The following is a 23,542-nucleotide window of genomic DNA, read 5'->3' as shown; positions in this document are numbered from 1 at the left end:
TGGATATAGGCGAAGTGACGGGCAATTTGAACCCGTGACAAAAAAGAACGCCGCTGACCATGGGCAGGTCACGGCGTTCAGGCTGGGCCAATGGAGAAGCGTCAGATGCGTGGGCGCGGCGTCGGCAGCGGAATGGAGGATGGCAGCCGGACCGTGCCGGTAACGACCACATCGGCCGTTTCGGCGTTGGTCACGCGCTTGGCCGGCATCGGCTGGGCCATGGCGGCGACCTGATCGACGCTTGCGTTGATCGATGCGGCATCAGCGGATGCATTTGCCGGCTGATCCTTGAAGTGGCGGCCGAGCATATCGTAGGCGACGCGGGCGCCGTCACCAACCTGATATCCGAGGGCCGTCAGCGTTTCGCCACCCTTTAAGCAGACATCCGGTTTCTCGGTGCACATGGCGCCGACATATTGAACGACGCCCGAGGCAGCCGAAATCGCGTCGGAAACCTGTACCGTCGATTCGCCTGCCGGCCGCGGATCACCCTGGGGTTTTGCGAAGATCGGCAGGAACATGAGAACCAGCGAAAACCAGAACCCCGCTCTAATCAGAAACCACATTGCCTTGCCCATCCTCTCTGTCGTTCGGCCCGGCGGCCGATTCGGACTTGCTCGTCCGATCTGCTTCGAAGCCTATCCGGCAGAGGACAACAGCGCTTTTCAAAACTCGGCGGCATTTTTCGCTAATTTGATTCAAATTTTAGCTTTCCAAATTCGAGCCGGATTTAGATCAAATTGTAGCGTTTGCTGTTAAGCATGTCTCGTCTGATCCTGTTGATATGCAGGGCTTTGCGGGTTTCAGTCTTGTCACAAAAGTTAACGCACGCCGGAAATATGAATAAAATCCGTTGCTTACCTGCTGTTAACCACAAAAAACAAAGGTCCCGCATTCTGCGCCAAAACGGGATTTTGGCGCCTTTTGAACCATCCGGCGCGTTCCTCCTTTATTCTTTCCTTAAGCCCGCAAGGCCTATTGTGCAGTCCAATAAGTGACCGTTTTGACGGGTTGTAGTGTGCGTGTATTGAGTGACATGGCTGTCGGGGCTGGGGCCTTCGTAGACCGGGTGGGCGGAAGCTGGCTCTCCCGGACGAGCGGGAATGGCGAAGTCCATGGGCAGGAGCTGGCGATCCTTCGCCGGCTTGCGCTCGTCTCCTCCGTTGCCCTCTTTGCTGTTCCCGTGGGCCTCTCCTTCGTTACCAGCCCGGCCGTGGCCCTGCCCGTGGGTGTCGCCACGGTCTGCGCCGCTTTCCTGTTTTCGGCCGTCGGCAGCATCGCGCTGTCGCGTCAGCGGCCATCGTCTCTTCCCGCGGAAGCCGTGGTCGTCGAACACCGCGACCTGATGCTGGAAGCCGCGTTCGGCCTGGTATTGCTGCTTGATCCGCAGGGAAACGTGACGACCGTCGGCGGCCGTGACCGTGTCGAATTCCTGAGCTGGATGCGCGATCCGACGGGCCGCGGCTTCGTCGAGCAAATCCACGTTTCGGACCGCATCGTCTTCCTGCAGGCGATCGACATACTTCGTCAGGGCCGGGATTCTTACGGCGTCGATCTGCGCCTGGAACGTTCCGCGGTTGTCGGCGGCGACGCCCAGTTCGTCCATGTCCGCATGGAGCTGACGGCGCGCCGGGACGGCGAGGGACGCCTGACCGCGATCGTCAGCCAGCTGCGCGACATCTCTCAGGACCAGCAGCTTCGTGAAGACGCAGCCCGCAAGGCAGCCGAGGCGGAATCGGCCAATGATGCGAAATCGCGTTTCCTGGCTGCTGTCAGCCATGAACTGCGCACGCCGCTCAATGCGATCCTGGGCTTCTCCGACATCCTCAGCGGAGAATATTTCGGCAAGCTCGAAAACAACCGCCAGCGTGAATATGTCGGCCTGATCCGCCAGTCGGGCGCGCATCTGCTGTCGGTGGTCAACACCATGCTCGATATGAGCAAGATCGAGGCGGGCCGCTACGAATTGCTGCTCGAATCCTTCTCGATCGAGGAATCCATCGCGACATGCGAAGCGATGCTGGGTCTGCAGGCCAAGGAGAAGGGGCTCACCTTGACGAGCCGCATCCAGCGCGGCCTCGGGGAGATCGTTGCCGATCAGCGTGCCATCCAGCAGATCCTCATCAACCTCGTCGGCAATGCCATCAAGTTCACCGATGCGGGCGGCGCGATCACCATCGATGCGGCATTGACCGATGGCATGCTGAAGCTGTCGATCGGCGATACCGGGATTGGCATCGCAAGCGAGCGGTTGGCCTCCCTCGGTCAGCCTTTCGTGCAGATCCAGAACGACTATACGCGCCGATATGCCGGCACCGGTCTCGGCCTGTCGCTGGTCAAGGGCCTCGTCGGCCTGCACGGCGGAAACTTTTCCATCGCCAGCGCACCGGGTGAAGGCACGGTGATCACCATCCTGATCCCGTTCGACGGCTCGGGGGTCGTGGCGGTGCAACAGCCTGTGGATGTCAATCGCCCCGTCGATTTTCCGCCACGCCTGAAACATACAACGGAGACGAACGAAGGGCGAAACAAGGAAGGGATGAATGGCCCCGCAAAAGCGAAAATCGCCTAAGGGAAGAGGAAAGGGCAGGCGCAAGCAGCCCGGTCTTGCTTCTCGTGGAGCGGTTGCCCTGGGCAGCCTCAGCCTGCGCGGCAGTACTGCGCTGGGTGGCCTCGGCCTTCGCGGTATGGGCGCACTCGCCGGTCTGATCGGCGGCGCGGTCGGTCGCCATCCCGTCATTGCCGGCGGTGTCGCGCTCTTCTTCGGCGTTTTCGGCTTCGTAACCGCAAACGCACTTTGGTACCAGACCGGCACGCACCCATCACCCATGCTGCGCACCCGTGATCCCGGTTCGCCCTATCAGATTCCCGGCCGCAGATCGTTCCTGCACGCACAGCAGGCCGATGCCGGCAACGTCACGACATTCCGGATAGAGCGGCAGGATTCGGCCTCCGGTCCCGCCGCACCCGCATCAGGCGGGCAGGTAGCGAGCCCGCCCTCGGCGCAGCCATCCGCCGCTCCATCGAAGCTGGTTGCCGATTTGCAGGCGGAACTTATCCGTCACGGCCTTTATGATGGCGTTGCCGACGGAAAGCCTGGATCGCGCACGACATCGGCCATTCTCTTCTTCCAGGAGGCCTCTGGCCTGGCTCAGACCGGCGTACCGACGCCGGAGCTTCTGGCGGCCCTGAAAGCCGGCAATGTTGCCGACACGACGCCGGCCGGCGGCAGGGCAGGCGCTGCCGCCGTGCCTGCCGAGCGTCCCGTCAATGTGTCCGCCACCGCAGGCGCTGTCGATCCGGTTGCCGCCGCCATTCAGAACGCGGAGAAGAATTTGAAGACCGGCGCCGTCGCGGTGAAGGCTGTCCCGAGCGATGCGGTCAACAAGATCAATCTGGTCATGCAGATCCAGAAGGGCCTGAGCAACATCGCCTACACCAATGTCAGCATCGATGGCGTCGCCGGGGAGCAAACCAAGGCCGCCATCCGCCGCTTCCAGAAGCACTACCGTCTGCCCGAGACCGGCGAGCCGAATATGGCGGTGCTGAAAAAACTGCAGGATATCGGCGCGCTCTGAAGCTTGCCGAAAGCATATCTGCAAACTCCGCATATCGATGCACTCCGAGCCGGCTTGAATTGCCTTGGCCGCCTCGCGCCGCTATAGCTCGCCTATGAGATTGCGCAGCGACATCTTTGTTTCCGCTCTTGTCCGCCGCCTGTTCGCCCGTGGCGATTTTGCCGCCGTCGAGCGGAAGGGGGAGGAGCACGCGGGCGCGATCTTCATTCGGCAGCGTTTCCGCGATGGTACGGAAACCCTTTACGCACCCGCTCCGCAGAGCCTGTTCGATGAGGAGGAGAGCGGAACGCGACTCTTCGAAATCCGCATCGAGCGGAAGGAACCGCATGATATCCGCGAGACCCTCGATCGCGAACTGAAATTCGATCCGGATTTGTGGGTCGTCGAGCTGGAGACGGACGATATCGCCGATATCGTCCCCTTGGCCGGTTTACGCGCCAATCCGCTGGATTGAGCCGTCTTTATCGCCGGTTTGCCACCCGCAATTCGCGGATACTACCTGACTTCGCGCCAAACAACGACGCTGCGGGCCGCTGTGCCGGCTTTTCCTGCGGTAGATAGGTGTAGCTGTCGGCGCGGCGCCACGCCTCGACGCGGGCCTGGCTCTCTTCCGCATCGATATCGTCGAGCACCAGCCATGCCCGACTGACGCTGCCATGCCGTTCCGCCAGATGCGGATAGAAGCGTTCGAGCGAATAGACGGCATCGGCGATGCCCATGCCGAGGCTGACGAGCGTGACGGCAAGCTGTTGGCCCGAGGTGTCGAGCAGGATGCGCTCCGCGAGCCAGTGGCTGGAGGAAAGCGCGTCCGCGAGCGTTGTCGCAAATTGCCGCGCATCGCGTTCGCGGGCAAACCGCACAAGCAGGGCTTCCTGCGTTTCGTTGAGGCTGCGCAGGCCGAGGCGATCCTTGTCGTCACGGCCCATATGGCGGGCGGCCTGCTTTATCTGCTGACGCAAGACCTCTTCGCGCGAAAGCCGCTCGGTTTCCGTTATCTCTGCCTGAGTCGAGATAGCTTCCGTTTGCTGCTCCGCCACAGTCATGCCGCGCTCCGGCTCGGCCTGATGCAGGCCGACGAGAGCGTCGATGACTTTGGGGGAGAGGGACGACCGGCGGACGATCGCCCGCGCATGGGCAGCGCCCTGCGTGCGGGCGATGGTGATCAGCGTGTCGTCGTCGATCGCCTGCGAGCCCGTGAGGAAAGGGGCGGCGATGGCGATCGGCTGACAGCCGATGAACAGCGCAACCGCCTGCGGCACAGTCTGACATTGGGAAAGGGCGGCGACGGCCTGTCGCTTCGCCTCCTCCGAAGACGCCTGGAAAACGGGCGTGAAAAGCTCGGCGAATTGGCGGAGTTCCGATTTGGATGGGTGCCCCATGCTCTCGAAGCTGGTGATCGTCGCCATCAGAACCACGTCCTTCTTGCGGACTGTCGCAGGCTCTTCAAGGTCTCGAAACCGGTCACGCACGCCAACACCCATACTGATACTCGGAACAAAAAAGCAGGGAGCCGGACGGTCGACCATGGATCCCGCAGCGCTTCTTTCCGATCGTGCCGAACGGCCCTTTCGATGAAGAAGGCGTCTTCGGCGGCGAGTGTCGAAACGGGTATGGACACGGTCGTCCTTATCTGGCTTTCGCGAAAGACTAAGGCCGCCAAGGTTAATGGTTCGTGAAAACTTTATTAAAATCCGAATAAAAATTACGCGTTAAGCTTGCGCGGGGACGACCGCCCGACATCGGCCATATCCACGGCGGCTTAGCGGACCAGGCCTCCTGTGGATAACCTTTCGCAGGATGCGCGTCAGTGTAGGTGTTCAACCTATGGGGGTTTTACTTGAAAAGCGTTACCGGCGCCATACTGCCATGTCTGCGAAATGCAGTCTGGGTCTCGGCCGGTGCCGTGATAAGAATGAGGATAGTTCAGAGGCCTTTATGCTCGCGCATGGCGGCGAGCAGCTTTTCCGAAGTGTTATAGCCCGATTGAAAAAGGCCGATCGCGGCCGTGGCCGCGAACTCAGCTTCGGCACTTTTTATATCGATCCGCTTTTCCTGACACCACTCGTCAAGCGCACCGCGCAGGATGATGACATCCTCTGGAGAAAAGACGGAACTGCCCGCCATATTCATTGATCGCCCTCGAATTTCAACATTACAATACGTTAATTTTTCGTGAGCGCAAATAATATTTGCGTGACGTTTTTCTGCAACGGATCGGCTCAATTTCAATTACCGGCAACACCATCCGTTTACCTAAGAATTTGATATCGCTTGATTTCCCGGCGAAATCGGTTCCGACGATTTTTCGTCGGCCGATGAAACTAAAGCCGTCGCCACAGCGTTATTAGGGCAGTACGACTCATGCCGAGGGTGACGAGCGACGATGATTAGCATTCTGTTAACTGCGATATGTCTGAATTCCGACTGGAAGCAGCGATTGGCAGAATGTGATTGAGTGTAAGAGGAGCATGGAGGTCGCAAATGGCGGACCATGCCACGGTGTCAGGGAAATGCCGTGAGAAGGCGCGAATGCCTCTGTTGTAGCCCAGGAAACAAGGCTGAATGGAGGGAAGCGTTAGCCCGTTTCAGCGGCGGGCAGGGTGAAATCAAGTCGCAAGTTCATCCGTCTCGAGACATAAATGGAGACGAGAATGGCAAAGATTATATCTCTTTCGGATTGGCGATTGCGCATGATGCCGCGCGCCCAGAAGGAGCCGGTGGAAGCAAAGATCCTTTTGTTTACCGGCGTGCGCTACGAACATCTGGATACGCCCACTCATCGGCCGGGAGCCGGGCCGAAGCGGGCAAAGGGAAAGTAGTGCTCGGGAAGGGCGCGTCCATGCACGCATCTCCCGGTTGCTGATATAATTCAGCCGTCGCCCATTGCGGCGAGACGGCGCGTTAGATCGCGCAAATCCCCCTGCCGCCAGAAGCCCAGGTCTCCCAGCCCAGTTATCTCAGCCATTGTCAAATTCGTCGCAACCCGCTTCCGATAGGAATTCGCGGGCGGCGTTATCAAAGCTGCCTTGCGGCGCCATCGTATGCAGCACCGCATAGCCTTGGGCGCGCGGCACTTCCACCAGGATCGATTGGGCGAGGGCTGGCGGCAACGCCTTGCGTATGCCCGTGAGCTGGACAGGGGATGCGAGCAATAAATCGAGCGCACCGCCGACGGATGTGCGGTCGCTCATGCTGAACACTTCATTCGATGCGGCATCATAGACGGCGAGCGACCAGAAAGGCACTTTGCCTTTCGCGGTCAAATGAACGGGAGTGTCCTCGATATCGAATGCGCAGACGGCGGTGCGGATATAGGGATCGGTGTTGGAAAGCCCCGCCTCGTCATCCTTGTCGTCGAGCATGTAGAAATGGTTCTCGTCGCCCTCGTCCGATACGCGGGTATAGGCATCGCGGTCGGAAAAATGCGGCAAGGAGAGGATGATGACAATGTGCAGCAGAGCTGCGCCGAACAAGCCTGTCATGGTCGCGAAAACGAATCTAAACATTGCCGCACCCGATTTTTTCGAGTTTCGGCATGCCGAGATCGATCAGGCCGGAATTGCCGGCGGCCGGCGAATCCAGCAGCGTCCACACGAGACGGAAATTGCCGGCGGCGGGCAAGGCGAGCCAGTTGCCCGCCTCGGCATTGGGCGAAACCGTGATGCTGAAGCTCGAATCCGGATTGCGCAGGACGATCCAGGAATTGATAGTGGAGGGACGTCCGGCGGCGACGCCTTCGATCGGTTGCCCGTCATTGCCCGCGATGAACAGCGTCCAGAGTCTTGCCGGCGGTGTCTGACCGCTGATGCGGTAGCTGCAAGATGTCGTCAGCCGCGCGCCGGCATCGTCATCGGAGGCGGTAAACACCAGCCCCTCCGCGGTGCCGTAGAGCAAGCGTCCGGCGCGAGCCCTATGGGATTTCGCATAAGGATCGGCATCGGCCGTCTGCATTTCCGGGAAGGCCTGCCAGGCACCGAGCTTGATCGCGCCAAAACCGGAGGTCGCATCCAGCGCCAGGAGCGTGAACACGATCCCGCCGCCGAAGGCGATGACAAGCGAAAGCGCAACAAGAAGGGGAACTCGGAACACCCTAGGATCGTCCTCGTGACAAATCAGTGTCGATTTATTCCTGATTCTGCCGGAAGGGGGAAGGGCGGGGCTCTCTCGGACTGCGGTCATACAGAAATGCAGCCGGCAAAAGAACCAAGGGGTCTGCGGCCGAAACGCCAGCTGCTGTCGGGCCATTCGCCTGTCGGCCGGCCTTGTTGCGACCGCGGCGTATTCCCTCATATTTTCGTTGGAAAACCTGCCCCGAGGCCGCCTATGCGGCCTCCGTTATCGTCTCTGCTTGGATAATCTCTATTCCGCCGTCGCCACCTTCTGCACGCCGAGCCGGTTTGCGGCCTTCAGCCTTTCGCCGATATCACGCAGGATATTCGTGGAATCCACCGAAAGCGAGCGTGGTCGCATGAGGGGAGGCAGGCTGGGAGTGGAGGTTTCGGCCGGCTTCTTGGCTGCGACGGTTTGCGGCTTCTGCACCGGGAACGGGTTGCTGATGCCGGGTATGGGTTTCAAGACGATGCCCTGATGCGCGTAGTCCATGATCTTCTTGAAGGTCATCGCCGGCAGCGTGCCGCCCGTCATGTTGTTGGTCGAGGTATAATCATCGTTGCCGAACCAGACGGCGCAGGTGTAGTTGCCGGTAAAGCCGATGAACCAGGCATCGCGGTAGGCCTGCGTGGTGCCGGTCTTGCCGCCGACCACGATGCCGTTGTCGAGCGCTGCCCTGCGGCCGGTGCCGATGACCGGAACCTGTGTCAGCATCTGGTTCATATAGGACGCCGCCTTTTCGCTGAGGACGCGCTTGGGCAGCTGCTCGTCATGACCGAAATCGTAGAGCACCTTGCCGTCATAGCCGGTGATCTGATCGATGCCGTGACGCCGCGACTGCATGCCGTTGGCCGGAAAGACGGCATAGGCCGTCGCCTGGTCGAGAACGGTCACTTCCGAGGTGCCGATCGGAATGGTCTTGTCGTTGCGGATCGGCGTTTCCACGCCCATGGCCTTGGCCATGTTGCGAATGGGCTGGATGCCGAACTTCTCCTTCGCCAGCCGCACCGGGATTGTGTTGATCGACTGCGTAATTGCCTGCGTCAGCGTCACCTTGCCTTCATAGCGGTTCTCGTAATTGTGCGGGCTCCAGTTGCCCCAGGAAATCGGCGCGTCGACGATGGTGGATGTCGGCGTCATGCCGTTCTCCATCGCGACGGAGTAAGTGTAGATCTTGAAGGAGGAGCCCGGCTGGCGCAGCGCCTTGGTCGCGCGGTTGAACTGGCTTTCGCCATAGTCGCTGCCGCCGACCATGGCACGAACGGCGCCGCCATTTTCGATCATGACACTGGCGCCCTGCTTGGCATGGTAACGTTCGCCGAACTCCATCAGGCTGGATTGAACGGAATCTTCCGCCGCCTTCTGCAGCCCCATGTCGATGGTAGTGCGAACGATCAGCGAACGCTCGGGGAACCGCGTCGCGAGCCGCTGCACTTCGTCGAAGGCCCAGTCGAGGAAATAGTCCGGGGATTCGATTTGGGCGCGGTCGACGATGGAGGCCGGATTGCGCCGTGCGGCGATCACCTGCCCTTCGGTCATCAGCCCGCTCTGAACGAGGTTGGAAAGCACATCGTTGGCGCGGGCGCGGGCGGCTGGCAGATTGACGTGCGGCGCATATTTCGCCGGCGCCTTGAACAGGCCGGCCAGCATCGCAGCCTCCGCCAGATTGACGTCGGCAATGCTCTTGCCGAAATAGAATTGCGCAGCTGCCGCCGCGCCGAAGGTGCCGCCGCCCATGTAGGTGCGGTCGAGATAGAGGCTCAGAATCTCCTTCTTGGAGAGATTGGCTTCGAGCCAGATCGCCAGGAAGGCTTCCTTGACCTTGCGTTCGATGGAGCGCTCGTTGCTGAGGAAGATGTTCTTGGCGAGCTGCTGTGTCAGCGTCGAGCCGCCCTGGACGACGCCGCCGGCCTGCGCATTGACACTCACGGCACGGAAAAGGCCGATCACGTCGATGCCGAAATGGTCGAAGAAGCGCCGGTCCTCGGTGGCGAGCACCGCCTTGACGAAATAGTCCGGCAACTGGTCGACCGGCACGGAATTCTCATGAATGATGCCGCGGTGGCCGATGACATTGCCGTAGCGGTCGAGGAAGGTGACGGCGAAATTGCCGCGATTGCGCCAATCGCCCTGCGTCGCCTCGAAGGCGGGCATCGCAAGCATCAGCATCACGACCGAGCCGGCCGCACCCAGCGTCAGGCCTTCGCCGAGCAGCTCGAAAACGATGCGTTTCCAGCCACGCACGCGGAAACGGCGGAAGAAGATCGTGATCTCCTCCCAGGCTTCCGCAAGGCCGAAACCGGCATTCCATAAGGTGGAGTCGATCCATGAATCGAGGCGCAGAAAGAAGTAACGTTTCCGCCGCCGCGGCTTTTCGGCCCTGCTGTCCTTCTGCGTCTCAGGCTCCGCCTTCGGCCCGTTTTCTGGATTGGATGGGTCTTCCACGCTCTACTTCCCGACCACACTATTGCTGCGTGCTTCCTTGTGGCGCACACAAAGCTCATTATCTCATAGAACGGCTATTTGAATAATTGGTTGATTTAGAGAAAAGAACAAGAGACATGCATGCCGCAGCCCGAATTCTCCTTCTCGGGTGGCGAGGAAGACGATGATGACAGACGAGCTACCCTTCTGGAAAACCAAGACCCTGGCGGAAATGAGTTCGTCGGAATGGGAAAGCCTTTGCGACGGCTGCGGTCTCTGTTGTCTCAACAAGCTGGAGGACTGGGATAGCGGCGATGTCTATTTCACCTCCGTCCGCTGCAAGCTCATGGATGGTGAGAGCTGTCGTTGCACCAGCTATCCGAACCGTTGGGATTTCGTGCCGGATTGCGTGCAATTGACGCCGGAGAAAGTGCCGGAGCTGGCATGGCTGCCACCCACCTGCGCCTACCGTCTCGTCGAGGAAGGCCGTGATCTCTACTGGTGGCACCCGCTGATCTCGGGCGATCCGGAAACGGTGCATATCGCCGGTGTTTCCGCCCGAGGACGCACCATCAGCGAGAACGATGTCGATGTCGAGGATTTCGAGGATTACGTCGTCGATTGGCCGCTGACGGTCGAAGACGACATGGAGCCTAATCCTCCGTCAAAGCCATAGATTTCGGCGCCACGTTTCGCCATGCACGATGCATCAGCGCCTTGATCGCCTCGTGATCGGCGTCGTGATGGAATAGCCGCGTAAAGCCCTTCAGACCCCAGCCGCCCGGCACAGCCATGACGTCGTCGGGCATGGTTGCCAATGCCATTTGCTGCTGATCGGGTGTCAGTTTGACGACGCAGAAATCCGGGCTCGGAAGGGTCATGAAGATCTTGCCCCGAACCCGAAAATCGCGGGTTCCGAAGTGTGAGCTCTCTGCTGCCTCCGGCAGGTTGAGGGCAAGGGATATAAGGTCTTCGTCGGTCATGGCCCCGATGATAACATGCCTCGCCGCCATGCGGTAAATGGCAGCCCGCGCGTGGCCTGCGACGAAACGGTCCCGGAGGCGAAGCGTCAGTTTATTGAATTGCGCCTATACGCATGGTATCGCGCCTTGCCCTCGCATATGCACAAGGAGCCGCCGGGTGATCCGTCATATCGTCTTCTTCACCGTTCCTGATCGCGCCAATCTTGAGGAGGTCCGCTCCGGCCTCTCGATTCTGACAGCCATTCCGCATGCGAGGCTCTTGGAAATCGGCACGAATGTAAAGACCGACCAGCTCGGAACCGAAGTCGATCTCGTCGTCTATGGCGAATTCGATGATGAGGCAGCGCTGGCTGCCTACAAGGCGCATCCAAATTATCAGCGGTCCATCGAGCGCGTCCGTCCGCTGCGCGAAATGCGGATCGCTGCCGATTACGAGACCGCGACGGCCGTCCGCGAACCGTTTTGAGCGCGGGGCGACGGCCCCCGACAGGCATTTCAATGGATTGAGCATTCGAGCGGAATCGGATTGTCAGTGATCGGATTCTTTTCGTGAGGCTCTTCAATCAGCCTTTGAAGTCGCGGACTCGATTTTAGAAGAAATCGCCCCAAGCAATTCAAAGGACTCAAGGAAATCCCAGCGCCTTACCTTGGCAACGCGCTTGAAGGCCTGTTTGCATCGGTCCGTGGTGGCGCATGCCCAAGTCGCGCCCACGGCCAGATGATAAGCAGGAATGATTAAAAATGGTTGACCCTGCGGCTCGAAGAAGGGTGCTTCGAAGCCAAATATGCGCCGTCGCGGACATATCGCTGATAGATTGTATCGATGCGAGGCGATGGAGCGCCAATCGGTTGCCGTCGTCGCGAGCTTGTCACTTTGCATTCAATCATTTCAAATGGTTAAGACACAGGGTGCGTGCCTTGCTTGCCCAGTAGGCCGAAAATTACAGCCCATTCATTTGCCATTCAGACGTGTTTGGGTAAATAATCACCAAGTTAATATCCCGATGGGAAGTCCGAAGCATGGCCTCATTTTCAAGCATAGCAGCGGCGGCCCTCGTCCTGGCCGGCTCGGCTGTTCTGCCGGCGCCAGCGCCGACGTCGACCATGGTGGCTCGCGCCAGCAGCGACTGTAGCGAGGCTGCCGCCGAGGTCGTCGAGAAGACCGGAGGACAGCTCCTATCCGCACAACCTGCCGGCGACAGCTGCATCATCACCGTTCTCGTGCAGGGCAACGGGCAGCGCCCGCGCAAGGTGACGATGAAAGTGCCGATGTGACGCGGGGCACGTGAAGCGCCGACGTGCAATTGACAATCTAAACCCTTGAATCCCACACAAAATCTTATTGTTTCCGTGATTCCACTGCAGCACGATTTACAGTACTGTTTCTCGAACCGGGGAAATTGGATCCAGACATGCGCATTCTCATAGTCGAAGACGATATCAACTTGAATCGCCAGCTTGCCGAGGCCTTGAAAGAGGCGGGCTATGTCGTCGACACGGCCTTTGATGGTGAGGAAGGCCATTTCCTCGGCGATACCGAACCCTATGACGCGATCATTCTGGATATCGGCCTGCCGGAAATGGATGGCATCACCGTACTGGAGAAATGGCGCGGCGCTGGACGTGCGACACCTGTGCTGCTCCTTACCGCTCGTGACCGCTGGAGCGACAAGGTGGCGGGCATCGATGCCGGCGCGGACGACTATGTTGCCAAGCCCTTCCATGTCGAGGAAGTGCTGGCGCGCATCCGCGCGCTCATCCGCCGCGCCGCCGGCCATGCCTCCTCGGAAATCGTCTGCGGCCCGGTGCGGCTCGATACCAAGAGCTCGAAGGCGACCGTCGACGGCAAGCCGCTGAAGCTCACCTCCCACGAATATCGCCTGCTTGCCTATCTCATGCATCACAAGGGCGAGGTCGTCTCGCGCACCGAGCTTGTCGAACATATGTACGACCAGGATTTCGATAGGGATTCCAACACGATCGAGGTCTTTGTCGGTCGTCTGCGCAAGAAGATGGGTGTCGATCTGATCGAAACGGTCCGCGGCCTTGGTTACCGAATCCAAGCTCCGACCAATGCGAATTAAGTCGCTCACCGCTCGCGTCCTTCTGCTGACCACACTGTGGTCCGCCGCGGCGCTGGTGGTGATCGGCCTCGTCATCTCGAATATTTATCGCAAGAGCGCCGAGCGCGGTTTTCAGGACCTATTGCGCGCACAGCTATCCAGTGTGGTCAATTCGGTTACGATCGGCGATCAGGGCGCGCTATCAGGCGACCCGAAGCTCGGCGACCTGCGCTTCGCGCAGCCAAAGACCGGCTGGTACTGGATAGTCGAGCCGCTCGGCACCTATACGGCAACGCCGCTGGTCTCGCCATCGCTCGGTGCGTCGAATCTGCCTGTCCTTTCGGTGCTGGAAGCGCCCTTCGACAAGCGTTACGAGCGCTATTACACCGTCAACGACGCGTTCGGGAACCGCGTACAGGTGGTTGAAACCGAAATCGTGCTCGATGGGGATGGTCACGCTGCTAGGTTTCGCGTGACCGGCAATGTCGCCGTCGTCGAAGACGATGTTCGCAATTTTTCCCATAGCCTTTATTTCTCGCTGGTCGGCTTTGGTGTCGGCAGTCTGATCGTCAATGCGCTCGCCATTCTCTATGGCTTGAAACCGCTCGATAAGGCCCGCGCCGCATTGGAGCGTATCCGTGCCGGCGACAGCGAGCGGCTGCAAGGCGATTTTCCGCGCGAGATCCTGCCGCTTGCCAACGAGGTCAATGCGCTGATCGAAAGCAACAGGCGCATCGTCGAGCGTGCCCGCATGCAGGTCGGCAATCTCGCACATTCGCTGAAAACGCCGATCGCGGTGCTGCTCAACGAATCCCGAGTGCTTGAACCCTCACATGGCGATCTGGTGAAGAACCAGGCTGAAGCGATGCAGGGACAGGTGCAATCCTACCTCAATCGCGCGCGCATCGCCGCGCAGCGAGAATCCGTGCTGGCCCGCACCGCAGCCGAGCCGGCGCTGGAGCGGCTCGTCCGCGTGATGCGACGGTTGAATTCGGACAAGGAGTTCGAGCTATCTGTTACTCCCAATCTGACGCTTGCCATGGAGCAGCAGGATCTGGAGGAGACCGTCGGCAATCTTTTGGAAAATGCCGCCCGCTTTGCCGAACGTAAGGTGCGCCTTTCGGCGAACGAAGCGCCGCCGGAGATCAAGGGCATCGACCCCGTGCGGCGTCATTGGGTGGAACTGGTGGTTGAAGATGATGGGCCAGGGCTTGAGCCGGATCAGATCCGCGAGGCGATGAAGCGCGGGCGCAGGCTCGATGAAAGCAAGCCGGGCACCGGGCTTGGCCTGTCCATTGTCAGCGAGATTACCAATGAATATCAAGGCCGGCTCGAACTGTCCCGAGGCGCCTGGGGCGGGCTTCGCGCCAGCCTAATTTTACCGGGCCTGACGAAGGATGTTGCGTGAGGCACGGCATGATGCCAAAAGACGTTGTGGGTCATGACGATGCCGCAGCGCAGTACCTATGGTTTTGCTTTTCGATACTGGTTCGGTTGTATGAAGCTTCGTACCTTTTTTCTGGTCGCTCCCTCTCTTTTCGCCGCGATTGCGCTTTCCGGTTGCTCGACGACGAGCGGCTTGGGGGGCGGCAAGAGCCTGTTTTCGTCTGCGAAGCCTCCGGCCTCCGCAACCTTCATCAATGCTCTTGATGGTGGCATCGTCGAGCGCACCGGCATCAAGCTCAGCGATAGCGACAAGCAGCGCGCGCTGGAAGCGGAATATCGGGCGCTTGAGACCTCGCCTCTTGGCCAGCCTGTGGCATGGAAGGGCAGGAATGCGAGCGGCGAGGTAGTCCCTGCCGCGCCTTATCAAGTCGGTTCGCAGAATTGCCGACAATATACCCATACCATCACCGTCGACGACAAACCGACGACGGCAAGGGGCGCGGCCTGCCGCAATGACGATGGCACTTGGACGCCGCTCGAATAGGTTTCGACGCCGAAAGGCGCGGCCAAACGCCTCAAATCTTCGTTAGAAGGCCTTTCTCGGTTGGAATAAGCGCCCTGTTAAAGTATTGGGCGTATATGCTGTTCTGGATTCTCGTGGCCGTTCTCACGGCGGTTGTCGGCGCTGTGCTGCTCTATCCCCTTCTGCGTGGTGCAAAGGAGGCGGGCGACTGTCGTTCCGGCGAGACCGAGGTCTATCGCGATCAACTCCGCGAACTGGATCGGGACCTCGCCGGCGGCCTGATTTCCGCCGAGGAGGCCGGCTATGCCCGCGCCGAGGTCGGCCGGCGCCTCATCGCAATCGCCAAGGATGGCAAGGCGTCGGCGAAATTGCCGGCGCGCGGCAATTATCGCCTTGCCCAGGCCTTCATCATTGTCATTCTTCCAGCCGTCGGGCTCTGTCTTTATCTTGCGAACGGCAAGCCGGGATTGCCGGCGCAGCCGCTGGAGGCACGGCTTGAGAAGTCCGGAAACGATCTCGCCATCTCGATCGTCAAGATCGAGCAGCATCTGGCCAAGAACCCGGATGATGCCAAGGGCTGGGAAGTCCTAGCGCCGATCTATTTCAGGAGCAATCGTATTGCCGATGCCGAGCTTGCCTATCGCAACGTCATTCGCCTGGAAGGGCCGAGTGCCGCCCACCTCGGTGATCTCGGCGAGGTGCTGGTCGTCAAGGCCGATGGCATCGTGACCGCCGAGGCACGGGGCGTGCTGCAGCAATCCCTGGCACTCGATGCCGCCAATCCGCGCACGCTTTTCTATCTGGCGCTGGCACTGGAGCAGGAAGGCAAGGCGGCCGAAGCGAAGACTGCCTTCGAGACCCTGGCGAAACAATCGCCGCCGGATGCGCCGTGGCTCGCCGCTGTCGACGCACATATCATCAAGAATGGCGGCCAGCCCGTAGCATCCGCCAATGGCAATGCGCCCGGCAACCCGACAGCCGAGGACGTCGCCGCGGCGAACGCGCTCAGCAGCGGCGATCGCCAGCAGATGATCCGTGGCATGGTCGATAGCCTCGATGCCAAGCTCAAGGAGGATCCGAAGAATTTCGAAGGTTGGATGCGGTTGATCCGCTCCTATGCCGTATTGAACGATCGGAATCGTGCCGCCGATGCGCTGAAGCGCGGCCTTGCGGCGTTTCCGGCCGATGGCGGGGAGGGCCGGCAGCTTCTGGCGCTGGCGAAGGAATTGGGACTGCCGACGGAGGTGACGCAGCAATGACCCGTAAGCAGAAACGTCTGGCTGTGATTGCCGGCGGCATGGGTTTCATCGCCGCCGCCGTGTTGCTCGTGCTCTTCGCCTTCAGCCAGTCGGTCGCCTATTTTTACATGCCGGCGGACCTGGCGAAGACGCCGGTCAATGCCGGGACGCTGATCCGCCTTGGCGGGCTGGTCAGCGAGGGCTCGATCGTGCGCGGTCAGGGCACGCAGGTGCAGTTTTCCGTTACCGACGGCACCGATGCGATCAAGGTCAAATATGATGGCATCCTGCCGGATCTCTTCCGCGAAGGGCAGGGTGTGGTGACCGAAGGCAAATTCGAGCCTGGCAGCGACGTTTTCGTTGCCGACAGTGTGCTCGCCAAGCATGATGAGCGCTACATGCCGAAGCAGGTCGCCGATAAGCTGAAGGCCGATGGTGTCTGGAAAGGCGAGGAGGCCACCCAATGATCATCGAGCTCGGACATTATGCCCTCGTGCTGGCGCTCGCGACCGCGCTCGTCGTCTCCATTCTGCCTGTCGTCGGTGCCCGGCGCGGCGATGTCTCGATGATGGATATCGCCCCGGTCGGTGCGATCGTCATGTTCCTGCTGGTCGCCTTTTCCTTCGGCGTGCTGACCTACGCCTATGTCGCTTCCGATTTCTCGGTGCTCAACGTCTGGGCCAATTCCCATTCGCTGATGCCGCTCATCTTTAAGATCTCCGGCGTTTGGGGCAATCACGAGGGGTCGATGATGCTCTGGCTGCTGATTCTGGCGCTGTTCAGCGCGCTTGTCGCGCTGTTCGGGCGCAATCTGCCCGATGTGCTGCGCGCTAATGTGCTGGCCGTGCAATCGTGGATATCGTCGGCCTTCCTGGTCTTCATCCTGCTGACCTCCAATCCGTTCATCCGCCTCAATCCGGCGCCGGCGGAGGGCAAGGATCTCAATCCTGTGCTGCAGGATATCGGTCTGGCGATCCATCCGCCGTTGCTCTATCTCGGCTATGTCGGCTTTTCCGTCTGTTTTTCCTTCGCCGTCGCGGCACTGTTGGAAGGCCGCATCGATGCCGCCTGGGCGCGCTGGGTCCGGCCCTGGACATTGGCAGCCTGGAGCTTCCTGACGCTCGGCATCGCCATGGGTTCCTATTGGGCCTATTACGAGCTCGGCTGGGGCGGCTGGTGGTTCTGGGACCCGGTGGAAAATGCCTCCTTCATGCCCTGGCTTGCCGGCACGGCGCTGCTGCATTCGGCTGTTGTCATGGAAAAGCGCGATGCCCTGAAGATCTGGACCGTGCTGCTGGCGATCCTCACCTTTTCGCTGTCATTGCTCGGCACCTTCCTTGTCCGCTCCGGCGTGCTGACCTCGGTCCACTCCTTCGCCAGCGATCCGACACGCGGCATCTTCATTCTCTGCATTCTCCTGATCTTCATCGGCGGTGCGCTGTCGCTTTTCGCCTTCCGTGCACCGAAGCTTGCTGCTGGCGGATTGTTCGCGCCGATCTCGCGCGAAGGCGCGCTTGTGCTGAACAACCTGATCTTGACGGTCGCCTGCGGCACGGTGCTGACAGGTACGCTCTATCCGCTGGCGCTCGAAACGCTGACCGGCGACAAGATCTCCGTCGGTCCGCCCTTCTTCAACATGACGTTCGGGCTGCTGATGACGCCGATCCTCATTGCCGTGCCGTTCGGCCCACTGCTGGCCTGGAAGCGCGGCGACCTGCTCGGCGCATTGCAGCGGCTCTATGTCGTGGCAGGCTTGGCCTTCATCGCCGGATTGGTCTTGTTTTACATCAGGCATGGCGGCCCGGTCCTTGCCGTTCTCGGCCTCGCCGCCGGCTTCTTCCTGATCTTCGGCGCCTTGGCCGATCTCTGGTATCGCGCCGGTGTCGGCAAGGTGGCTGCGAATGTGGCTTGGCGGCGCCTCAGCGGGCTGCCGCGCTCCGCTTTCGGCACGGCGCTGGCGCATGGTGGCCTCGGCATTACGGTCCTTGGCATCATTGCGGTGACGACCTTCGAGGGCGAGAACATCACCAGCATGAAGCCGGGCGAGACCGCTGAACTCGGCGGCTACAGCCTGCGCTTCGAGGGCATGCAGTCGGGCGTCGGTCCCAATTTTACCGAGGATCGCGCTCGCTTCACGGTCAGCCGCGGTGGGGTCGCCTTTGCGGACATGTCCTCCGCCAAACGCGTCTTCACGGCGAGCCGCACGGCCACCACCGAATCCGGCATTCTCACGCTCGGGCTCAGCCAGCTTTATGTGTCGGTCGGCGATGCCAGCAAGGATGGCGGCATGGTCGTGCGCATCTGGTGGAAGCCCTTCATTCTCTGCATCTGGATGGGTGCGCTCGTCATGGCGATCGGCGGCTTCGTGTCGCTCAGCGATCGTCGCCTGCGCGTCGGCGCCCCCAGCCGCAAGCCGAAGCCGGCTCGCCCGGCGATGGAGCCGGCGGAATGATGCGTTTGAACCGGTCCCCCTCATCCGCCCTTCGGGCACCCTCTCCCCATGGGGAGAGGCTAGGGATGGTCACCCGCCTGCTTATGCTGCTGGCATTGCTCTTTGCCGCTGCCCCCGCATTCGCCGTCAATCCCGACGAGGTTCTGTCCGACCCGGCTCTGGAGGCGCGGGCGCGTACGATTTCGGCGGAACTGCGCTGCATGGTCTGTCAGAATCAATCCATCGATGATTCCAATGCCGATCTTGCCCGCGATCTGCGCCTGCTCGTGCGCAAGCGCCTTGCCGATGGCGATACGGATCGGCAGGTGCTTGACTACATCGTTTCCCGCTATGGCGAGTTCGTGCTGCTCAAGCCGCGCCTGAGCGAAAAGACCTATATACTCTGGGGCGCGCCGATCGCGCTCTTCGTTGTCGGCGGATTGGCATTGGTCGTCTACGCCCGGCGCCGCGCCGGCAAGCCCACCGGCAAGCCTCTGAGCGATGAGGAAGAGGCGCAATTGAACGAGATCCTCGGAAAATAACGCCGCCGTCATTTCCTTCACCTCATTGCCACCATTTCCTTACATTACGAATTTTTCATGGGGCGGACAGTTCGCTGTAAGGTGTCGCGCCCTATATACTTATCACTACGAACCAAAGCCGGTTTCGCCGGCCCAATCCGACGAGAAAAGAAAAGGTAACTTGCATATGTTCAGGAATATCAAGAACAGCCTGTCCCGCAGCACCGCTATGAAGGCCTCGGTCGTCGCCGGCCTCGCTGTTGCTGCCCTGGCCACGGGTGTTCCGGCCGAAGTCAGCCGTTCCTATGCCGATGCCGTCAATGTTCAGGCGCCGCAGGTTCCGAGCTTTGCCAACGTCGTCGATGCCGTATCGCCGGCCGTCGTCTCGGTTCGCGTCGAATCCCGCGTCAACGCGGCTGCGGATGAGGATGACTCCTTCGGTCTCGGCCGTGGCTTCGATGATCTTCCGGACGATCACCCGCTGAAGAAGTTCTTCCGCCAGTTCCAGCAGCAGCAGGGCCGCGGCCAGCAGCATGGCCAGAACCAGCAGAAGAATCCCGATGACAAGGGCCACCTGCGCCCGGTCGCTCAAGGGTCGGGTTTCTTCGTCTCGGAAGATGGCTATATCGTCACCAACAACCACGTCGTTTCCGATGGTGCTGCCTTCGTCGTCGTTCTCAATGATGGCACCGAGCTCGATGCCAAGCTCGTCGGCAAGGATTCCCGCACCGATCTCGCAGTCCTGAAGGTCGATCCCAAGGGCAAGAAGTTCACCTATGTCGGCTGGGCCGATGACGCCAAGGTTCGTGTCGGCGATTGGGTCGTTGCCGTCGGCAATCCGTTCGGCCTCGGCGGCACCGTCACCGCGGGTATCGTATCGGCTCGCGGCCGCGACATTCATTCCGGTCCCTATGACGATTACATCCAGATCGACGCACCGGTAAACAAGGGCAACTCCGGCGGCCCGACCTTTAACCTCAATGGCCAGGTGGTCGGCATCAACACCGCCATCTTCTCGCAGTCTGGCGGCAGTGTCGGCATCGCCTTCGCAATTCCGGCGACGACCGCGAAGGATGTCGTAACCGACCTGATCAAGAGCGGCACCGTCTCTCGCGGCTGGCTCGGCGTGCAGATCCAGCCTGTCACCAAGGATATCGCTGAATCCCTCGGCCTTTCCGAGGCAAGCGGTGCGCTCGTCGTTTCCCCGCAGGACGGTTCGCCCGGCCAGAAGGCCGGCATCAAGAACGGCGACGTCGTGACGGCAGTCAATGGCGAACCGGTCAAGGATCCGCGCGATCTCGCTCGCCGCATCGGCGCGATGCAGCCGGGCTCCAAGGTCGAAGTTTCGATCTGGCGCGCTGGCAAGTCGCAGTCGGTCACGGTCGAGCTCGGCACGCTTCCGGCCGATCAGAGCCAGGCCTCCAACGACGACTCGCAGCCGAGCCAGCCGCAGCAGCCGTCCTCCGAAAAGGCGCTGGCGGACCTCGGCCTCACGGTCGGCCCGTCCGATGACGGCAAGGGCGTTGCGATCACCGGCGTCGATCCTGACTCCGATGCCGCCGACAAGGGCGTGAAGGAGGGCGAGAAGATCACCTCGGTCAACAACCAGCAGGTCTCCAGCGCCGGCGACATCGTCAAGGTCATCGAGCAGGCGAAGAAGGACGGCCGCACGCGCGCCCTGTTCCAGATCCAGTCCGGTGACGGCAGCCGCTTTGTTGCTTTGCCGATCAACGCCGGCTGAACCCTTCAGCGTGTGAAATGCATTCAGGAGGCCGCGCAGGCCACGGCTTGCGCGGCCTCTTTTTTAGAGCAACTCCAGGAAAAGTGCTGAGCGGTTTTCCGTCCGGAATTGCCAGGAAACAAAGCGATGGAGCGGTTCAGAGAACCCGTGAAAAACTGAACCGCGCCAGAGCCTGATGGTTTTAGGTCGAATCGACCAAAAATCTGAATCCGCTCTAGAATCAAAGAAGTAGAGCATGATGTCGTCCGAAAACCGCTCACACTTTTCGGCATCATGCTCTAGGACCTTCAATAAGGCTGACCCCAAGGCAGGTGAAAGATGACAACCACTGGCCAACATGCCGTGAATTCTTCCGATTCTGGTTGTGCCGAGACACCCTCGGCGGGTAATGTCGCCCACATGAAGATTCTGATCATCGAAGACGATCTCGAGGCGGCGGCTTATCTCACCAAGGCGTTTCGCGAAGCCGGCATCATTGCCGATCACGCAAGCGACGGCGAGAGCGGTCTCTTCATGGCCACCGAGAACACTTACGATGTCGCCATCATAGACCGCATGCTGCCCCGCCGCGATGGATTGTCTGTTATCAGCGAACTGCGCCGCAAGGGCGTGCATACGCCGGTTCTGATCCTTTCCGCGCTCGGCCAAGTCGACGATCGCGTCACCGGCCTGCGCGCCGGCGGCGACGACTACCTGCCGAAGCCTTATGCGTTCAGCGAGCTTCTGGCGCGCGTCGAGGTGCTCGGCCGCCGCAAGGGCACGCCGGAGCAGGATGTCCTTTATCGCGTTGGCGATCTGGAGCTGGACCGGCTCTCGCATGAAGTGCGTCGCGCTGGCAAGGAAATCCCGCTGCAGCCGCGCGAATTCCGTCTGCTGGAATATCTGATGAAGAACGCCGGCCAGGTCGTGACCCGCACCATGCTGCTCGAAAATGTCTGGGACTATCATTTCGATCCGCAGACGAACGTCATCGACGTCCATGTTTCGCGCCTGCGCTCCAAGATCGAGAAGGATTTCAGCCAGCCGCTGCTGAAGACGATCCGTGGCGCCGGATACATGATCAAGGACGAGGGATGAGTCGCTTCCGCGTCCTCTTCAAGTCCACCGCCGTCCGCCTTTCCGCCCTTTACATCCTTCTCTTTGCGCTTTGCGCCGCGACGCTGGTCTTCTACGTCACGGCCATGTCCGAACGGTTGCTGACGGGGCAGATCCGCGATGCCGTTCAGCAGGAGGTCAATCAGGTCAAGCGCGCCTACGACATTGGCGGGCTGAACCTGCTTCTGCGCACGATGGAGCGCCGCGCCCGCCAGCCAGGCGCCAACCTCTATGTCATTGCCGGTCCTTCCGGCGACATTCTGGCCGGCAACGTTGCCTCCGTGCAGCCCGGCGTACTCGGCCAGGCCGGCTGGACGGAGCTGCCTTTCGCTTACGAGCGCTATACGGACGCTTCCAACGATCCGGAACGGCGCCATCTGGCGATCGCCAATATCTTCATCCTCGACAACGGCCTGCGCATATTGATCGGCCGCGATCTCGGCGAGCCGGAACGCTTCCGCGTGCTGGTGCGCCAGGCGCTGATGCTGGCACTGGCGATCATGGGCGTCGGCGCGCTGGTCATCTGGTTCGGTATCGGCCGCAACGCGCTGAAGCGCATCGACCGGATGACGGATGCCAGCCGTAAGATCATGGCCGGCGACCTTTCCCAGCGCCTGCCGGTCGGCGGCTCCGGCGATGAGTTCGATCGCATGTCGGCGTCGCTGAATGCGATGCTCGGGCGCATCGAGAAACTGAACGAAGGCTTGCGGCAGGTCTCCGACAATATCGCGCATGACCTAAAGACCCCGCTGACACGCCTGCGCAACAAGGCCGCCGATGCGCTCGGCAATGCCGATAGCGACGGCCGCCGCGTCGCTCTCGAGGGCATCATCGGCGAGTCCGATCAGCTGATCCGCACCTTCAATGCGCTTCTGATGATTTCGCGCGTCGAGGCGGGATCGGTGGCGGCCGAAATGACCGATGTCGATCTTTCCTCGATCGTTGCCGATACGGCCGAACTCTATGAGCCGGTTGCCGACGAGGCTGGACTGGCGCTGACGGCGGATATCGAGCCTGATGTCGAGGTGCAGGGCAACCGCGAACTGATCGGCCAGGCGCTTTTCAACCTCATCGACAATGCCCTCAAATATGCCTCGGGCTGCAACGGCAAGCAGGCGATAACCTTCAGGCTGGCGCGCACGCATGAAGCGGTCACGCTCGCCGTCGCCGATCACGGGCCGGGCATTCCCGCCCATCAACGCGCCGATGTGGTCAAGCGCTTCTTCCGCCTGGACGAAAGCCGTTCCAAGCCTGGAACCGGCCTTGGCCTCGCTCTGGTCGAGGCGGTCATGGAGCTGCATGGCGGCCGGCTGGAGCTTTCCGATACCGATCCCGACAGTCCCGACGCCAAGGGACTAACGGTCACCATGATCTTCCCCATGCAGAAACAATAGGTTAATCCTGCACTAGAGCCGGATGATTTTAGGCCGAAAAGACCTAAAATCTGAA

At 60.7% G+C, this 23,542-nt stretch carries 25 protein-coding genes; 17 read left to right on the top strand and 8 right to left on the bottom strand.

The genetic code is table 11. The features are described from left to right. Positions 1–101 precede the first annotated feature (101 nt). Positions 102–566, bottom strand: coding sequence for a DUF5330 domain-containing protein (locus ACPYOP_RS17365; protein WP_481411601.1), 465 nt, complete (start codon positions 564–566; stop codon positions 102–104). A gap of 470 nt (positions 567–1,036) precedes the next feature. Between ACPYOP_RS17365 and ACPYOP_RS17360 the strand changes: the two genes are divergently transcribed. The 3 genes from ACPYOP_RS17360 (at position 1,037) to ACPYOP_RS17350 (ending at position 4,032) form a co-directional block, all read left to right on the top strand. Beyond that, positions 1,037–2,572, top strand: a complete 1,536-nt coding sequence (locus ACPYOP_RS17360; protein WP_481411618.1) for a sensor histidine kinase — start codon at positions 1,037–1,039, stop codon at positions 2,570–2,572. After that, the gene (locus ACPYOP_RS17355) at positions 2,544–3,578 is read left to right on the top strand and encodes a peptidoglycan-binding domain-containing protein (protein ID WP_481411600.1); all 1,035 of its coding nucleotides are present in this window, start codon (positions 2,544–2,546) and stop codon (positions 3,576–3,578) included. Before ACPYOP_RS17360 ends, ACPYOP_RS17355 begins: the two co-directional genes overlap by 29 nt. 94 nt (positions 3,579–3,672) lie before the next feature. After that, positions 3,673–4,032, top strand: coding sequence for a DUF1491 family protein (locus ACPYOP_RS17350; protein ID WP_481411599.1), 360 nt, complete (start codon positions 3,673–3,675; stop codon positions 4,030–4,032). A gap of 7 nt (positions 4,033–4,039) precedes the next feature. On the opposite strand, the gene ACPYOP_RS17345 is transcribed toward ACPYOP_RS17350, so the two are convergent. Both ACPYOP_RS17345 and ACPYOP_RS17340 read right to left on the bottom strand, forming a co-directional pair. Then, positions 4,040–5,047, bottom strand: coding sequence for a DUF2336 domain-containing protein (locus tag ACPYOP_RS17345; RefSeq protein ID WP_481411617.1), 1,008 nt, complete (start codon positions 5,045–5,047; stop codon positions 4,040–4,042). Between the two features lie 454 nt (positions 5,048–5,501). Beyond that, the gene (locus ACPYOP_RS17340; RefSeq protein ID WP_481411598.1) at positions 5,502–5,708 is read right to left on the bottom strand and encodes a hypothetical protein; all 207 of its coding nucleotides are present in this window, start codon (positions 5,706–5,708) and stop codon (positions 5,502–5,504) included. A 521-nt stretch (positions 5,709–6,229) separates the two neighbouring features. Between ACPYOP_RS17340 and ACPYOP_RS17335 the strand changes: the two genes are divergently transcribed. Next, positions 6,230–6,397, top strand: coding sequence for a hypothetical protein (locus ACPYOP_RS17335; RefSeq protein WP_481411597.1), 168 nt, complete (start codon positions 6,230–6,232; stop codon positions 6,395–6,397). A gap of 138 nt (positions 6,398–6,535) precedes the next feature. On the opposite strand, the gene ACPYOP_RS17330 is transcribed toward ACPYOP_RS17335, so the two are convergent. The 3 genes from ACPYOP_RS17330 to ACPYOP_RS17320 all read right to left on the bottom strand — a co-directional run bounded on the left by ACPYOP_RS17330 (position 6,536) and on the right by ACPYOP_RS17320 (position 10,133). Then, positions 6,536–7,084, bottom strand: a complete 549-nt coding sequence (locus ACPYOP_RS17330; RefSeq protein WP_481411596.1) for a DUF1254 domain-containing protein — start codon at positions 7,082–7,084, stop codon at positions 6,536–6,538. Continuing rightward, positions 7,077–7,667: a DUF1214 domain-containing protein gene (locus ACPYOP_RS17325; RefSeq protein ID WP_481411595.1), complete on the bottom strand. Its 591-nt coding sequence runs from the start codon at positions 7,665–7,667 to the stop codon at positions 7,077–7,079. Before ACPYOP_RS17325 ends, ACPYOP_RS17330 begins: the two co-directional genes overlap by 8 nt. Positions 7,668–7,937: 270 nt before the next feature. Beyond that, complete coding sequence (locus tag ACPYOP_RS17320) at positions 7,938–10,133, bottom strand: transglycosylase domain-containing protein (RefSeq protein ID WP_481411594.1); 2,196 nt, start codon at positions 10,131–10,133, stop codon at positions 7,938–7,940. A gap of 166 nt (positions 10,134–10,299) precedes the next feature. On the opposite strand from ACPYOP_RS17320, the gene ACPYOP_RS17315 reads away from it, so the two are divergent. After that, positions 10,300–10,788 carry a YcgN family cysteine cluster protein gene (locus ACPYOP_RS17315; RefSeq protein WP_481411593.1) on the top strand — a complete coding sequence of 163 codons (489 nt, stop codon included), beginning with the start codon at positions 10,300–10,302 and terminating at the stop codon, positions 10,786–10,788. Here the strand turns inward: ACPYOP_RS17315 and ACPYOP_RS17310 are convergent. Beyond that, positions 10,766–11,095: an MmcQ/YjbR family DNA-binding protein gene (locus ACPYOP_RS17310; protein WP_481411592.1), complete on the bottom strand. Its 330-nt coding sequence runs from the start codon at positions 11,093–11,095 to the stop codon at positions 10,766–10,768. The genes ACPYOP_RS17315 and ACPYOP_RS17310 overlap by 23 nt on opposite strands. A gap of 157 nt (positions 11,096–11,252) precedes the next feature. Between ACPYOP_RS17310 and ACPYOP_RS17305 the strand changes: the two genes are divergently transcribed. Continuing rightward, positions 11,253–11,561 carry a Dabb family protein gene (locus tag ACPYOP_RS17305; protein WP_481411591.1) on the top strand — a complete coding sequence of 103 codons (309 nt, stop codon included), beginning with the start codon at positions 11,253–11,255 and terminating at the stop codon, positions 11,559–11,561. A 93-nt stretch (positions 11,562–11,654) separates the two neighbouring features. Here ACPYOP_RS17305 and ACPYOP_RS17300 read toward each other — a convergent pair whose 3' ends face one another. Beyond that, complete coding sequence (locus tag ACPYOP_RS17300; RefSeq protein WP_481411590.1) at positions 11,655–11,975, bottom strand: hypothetical protein; 321 nt, start codon at positions 11,973–11,975, stop codon at positions 11,655–11,657. Positions 11,976–12,115: 140 nt separating this feature from the next. Here ACPYOP_RS17300 and ACPYOP_RS17295 point away from each other — a divergent pair, with 140 nt between their 5' ends. The 11 genes from ACPYOP_RS17295 (at position 12,116) to ACPYOP_RS17245 (ending at position 23,487) form a co-directional block, all read left to right on the top strand. After that, positions 12,116–12,370, top strand: coding sequence for a hypothetical protein (locus tag ACPYOP_RS17295; RefSeq protein ID WP_481411589.1), 255 nt, complete (start codon positions 12,116–12,118; stop codon positions 12,368–12,370). 137 nt (positions 12,371–12,507) lie between these two features. Further along, on the top strand, positions 12,508–13,179 hold the full coding sequence (locus ACPYOP_RS17290) for a response regulator transcription factor (RefSeq protein ID WP_481411588.1): 672 nt from the start codon (positions 12,508–12,510) through the stop codon (positions 13,177–13,179). Beyond that, the gene (locus tag ACPYOP_RS17285; RefSeq protein ID WP_481411587.1) at positions 13,169–14,566 is read left to right on the top strand and encodes an ATP-binding protein; all 1,398 of its coding nucleotides are present in this window, start codon (positions 13,169–13,171) and stop codon (positions 14,564–14,566) included. Before ACPYOP_RS17290 ends, ACPYOP_RS17285 begins: the two co-directional genes overlap by 11 nt. 90 nt (positions 14,567–14,656) lie before the next feature. Continuing rightward, positions 14,657–15,088 (top strand): hypothetical protein, encoded by a 432-nt coding sequence (locus ACPYOP_RS17280; protein ID WP_481411586.1) that lies wholly within the window; start codon positions 14,657–14,659, stop codon positions 15,086–15,088. A 95-nt stretch (positions 15,089–15,183) separates the two neighbouring features. Further along, positions 15,184–16,326 (top strand): c-type cytochrome biogenesis protein CcmI, encoded by a 1,143-nt coding sequence (gene ccmI, locus ACPYOP_RS17275; RefSeq protein WP_481411585.1) that lies wholly within the window; start codon positions 15,184–15,186, stop codon positions 16,324–16,326. Next, the gene (gene ccmE, locus ACPYOP_RS17270; protein ID WP_481411584.1) at positions 16,323–16,772 is read left to right on the top strand and encodes a cytochrome c maturation protein CcmE; all 450 of its coding nucleotides are present in this window, start codon (positions 16,323–16,325) and stop codon (positions 16,770–16,772) included. The genes ccmI and ccmE overlap by 4 nt, the downstream gene beginning before the upstream one ends. Beyond that, complete coding sequence (locus ACPYOP_RS17265) at positions 16,769–18,757, top strand: heme lyase CcmF/NrfE family subunit (protein ID WP_481411583.1); 1,989 nt, start codon at positions 16,769–16,771, stop codon at positions 18,755–18,757. Before ccmE ends, ACPYOP_RS17265 begins: the two co-directional genes overlap by 4 nt. A 65-nt stretch (positions 18,758–18,822) precedes the next feature. Further along, complete coding sequence (locus ACPYOP_RS17260; RefSeq protein WP_481411582.1) at positions 18,823–19,278, top strand: cytochrome c-type biogenesis protein; 456 nt, start codon at positions 18,823–18,825, stop codon at positions 19,276–19,278. A gap of 166 nt (positions 19,279–19,444) precedes the next feature. Continuing rightward, on the top strand, positions 19,445–20,998 hold the full coding sequence (locus ACPYOP_RS17255) for a Do family serine endopeptidase (RefSeq protein WP_481411581.1): 1,554 nt from the start codon (positions 19,445–19,447) through the stop codon (positions 20,996–20,998). 318 nt (positions 20,999–21,316) lie between these two features. Continuing rightward, complete coding sequence (locus tag ACPYOP_RS17250) at positions 21,317–22,075, top strand: response regulator transcription factor (RefSeq protein ID WP_481411580.1); 759 nt, start codon at positions 21,317–21,319, stop codon at positions 22,073–22,075. Continuing rightward, positions 22,072–23,487: a sensor histidine kinase gene (locus tag ACPYOP_RS17245; protein WP_481411579.1), complete on the top strand. Its 1,416-nt coding sequence runs from the start codon at positions 22,072–22,074 to the stop codon at positions 23,485–23,487. Before ACPYOP_RS17250 ends, ACPYOP_RS17245 begins: the two co-directional genes overlap by 4 nt. Positions 23,488–23,542 lie beyond the last annotated feature (55 nt).

This window comes from Rhizobium sp. KNZ2-6A, assembly GCF_056755475.1.
Note: the sequence above shows the minus strand (reverse complement) of the source record. Positions and strands in the feature narration are given on the sequence as shown.

What these genes read in the sequence shown, in the direction of transcription:
- ACPYOP_RS17365 (WP_481411601.1), bottom strand. Translation starts at nt 566, where the DNA reads ATGTGGTTTCTGATTAGAGCGGGGTTCTGGTTTTCGCTGGTTCTCATG.
- ACPYOP_RS17360 (WP_481411618.1), top strand. Translation starts at nt 1,037, where the DNA reads ATGGCTGTCGGGGCTGGGGCCTTCGTAGACCGGGTGGGCGGAAGCTGG.
- ACPYOP_RS17355 (WP_481411600.1), top strand. Translation starts at nt 2,544, where the DNA reads ATGGCCCCGCAAAAGCGAAAATCGCCTAAGGGAAGAGGAAAGGGCAGG.
- ACPYOP_RS17350 (WP_481411599.1), top strand. Translation starts at nt 3,673, where the DNA reads ATGAGATTGCGCAGCGACATCTTTGTTTCCGCTCTTGTCCGCCGCCTG.
- ACPYOP_RS17340 (WP_481411598.1), bottom strand. Translation starts at nt 5,708, where the DNA reads ATGAATATGGCGGGCAGTTCCGTCTTTTCTCCAGAGGATGTCATCATC.
- ACPYOP_RS17335 (WP_481411597.1), top strand. Translation starts at nt 6,230, where the DNA reads ATGGCAAAGATTATATCTCTTTCGGATTGGCGATTGCGCATGATGCCG.
- ACPYOP_RS17330 (WP_481411596.1), bottom strand. Translation starts at nt 7,084, where the DNA reads ATGTTTAGATTCGTTTTCGCGACCATGACAGGCTTGTTCGGCGCAGCT.
- ACPYOP_RS17315 (WP_481411593.1), top strand. Translation starts at nt 10,300, where the DNA reads ATGACAGACGAGCTACCCTTCTGGAAAACCAAGACCCTGGCGGAAATG.
- ACPYOP_RS17310 (WP_481411592.1), bottom strand. Translation starts at nt 11,095, where the DNA reads ATGACCGACGAAGACCTTATATCCCTTGCCCTCAACCTGCCGGAGGCA.
- ACPYOP_RS17300 (WP_481411590.1), bottom strand. Translation starts at nt 11,975, where the DNA reads ATGCAAAGTGACAAGCTCGCGACGACGGCAACCGATTGGCGCTCCATC.
- ACPYOP_RS17295 (WP_481411589.1), top strand. Translation starts at nt 12,116, where the DNA reads ATGGCCTCATTTTCAAGCATAGCAGCGGCGGCCCTCGTCCTGGCCGGC.
- ACPYOP_RS17290 (WP_481411588.1), top strand. Translation starts at nt 12,508, where the DNA reads ATGCGCATTCTCATAGTCGAAGACGATATCAACTTGAATCGCCAGCTT.
- ACPYOP_RS17285 (WP_481411587.1), top strand. Translation starts at nt 13,169, where the DNA reads ATGCGAATTAAGTCGCTCACCGCTCGCGTCCTTCTGCTGACCACACTG.
- ACPYOP_RS17280 (WP_481411586.1), top strand. Translation starts at nt 14,657, where the DNA reads ATGAAGCTTCGTACCTTTTTTCTGGTCGCTCCCTCTCTTTTCGCCGCG.
- ccmI (WP_481411585.1), top strand. Translation starts at nt 15,184, where the DNA reads ATGCTGTTCTGGATTCTCGTGGCCGTTCTCACGGCGGTTGTCGGCGCT.
- ccmE (WP_481411584.1), top strand. Translation starts at nt 16,323, where the DNA reads ATGACCCGTAAGCAGAAACGTCTGGCTGTGATTGCCGGCGGCATGGGT.
- ACPYOP_RS17265 (WP_481411583.1), top strand. Translation starts at nt 16,769, where the DNA reads ATGATCATCGAGCTCGGACATTATGCCCTCGTGCTGGCGCTCGCGACC.
- ACPYOP_RS17260 (WP_481411582.1), top strand. Translation starts at nt 18,823, where the DNA reads ATGGTCACCCGCCTGCTTATGCTGCTGGCATTGCTCTTTGCCGCTGCC.
- ACPYOP_RS17255 (WP_481411581.1), top strand. Translation starts at nt 19,445, where the DNA reads ATGTTCAGGAATATCAAGAACAGCCTGTCCCGCAGCACCGCTATGAAG.
- ACPYOP_RS17250 (WP_481411580.1), top strand. Translation starts at nt 21,317, where the DNA reads ATGACAACCACTGGCCAACATGCCGTGAATTCTTCCGATTCTGGTTGT.
- ACPYOP_RS17245 (WP_481411579.1), top strand. Translation starts at nt 22,072, where the DNA reads ATGAGTCGCTTCCGCGTCCTCTTCAAGTCCACCGCCGTCCGCCTTTCC.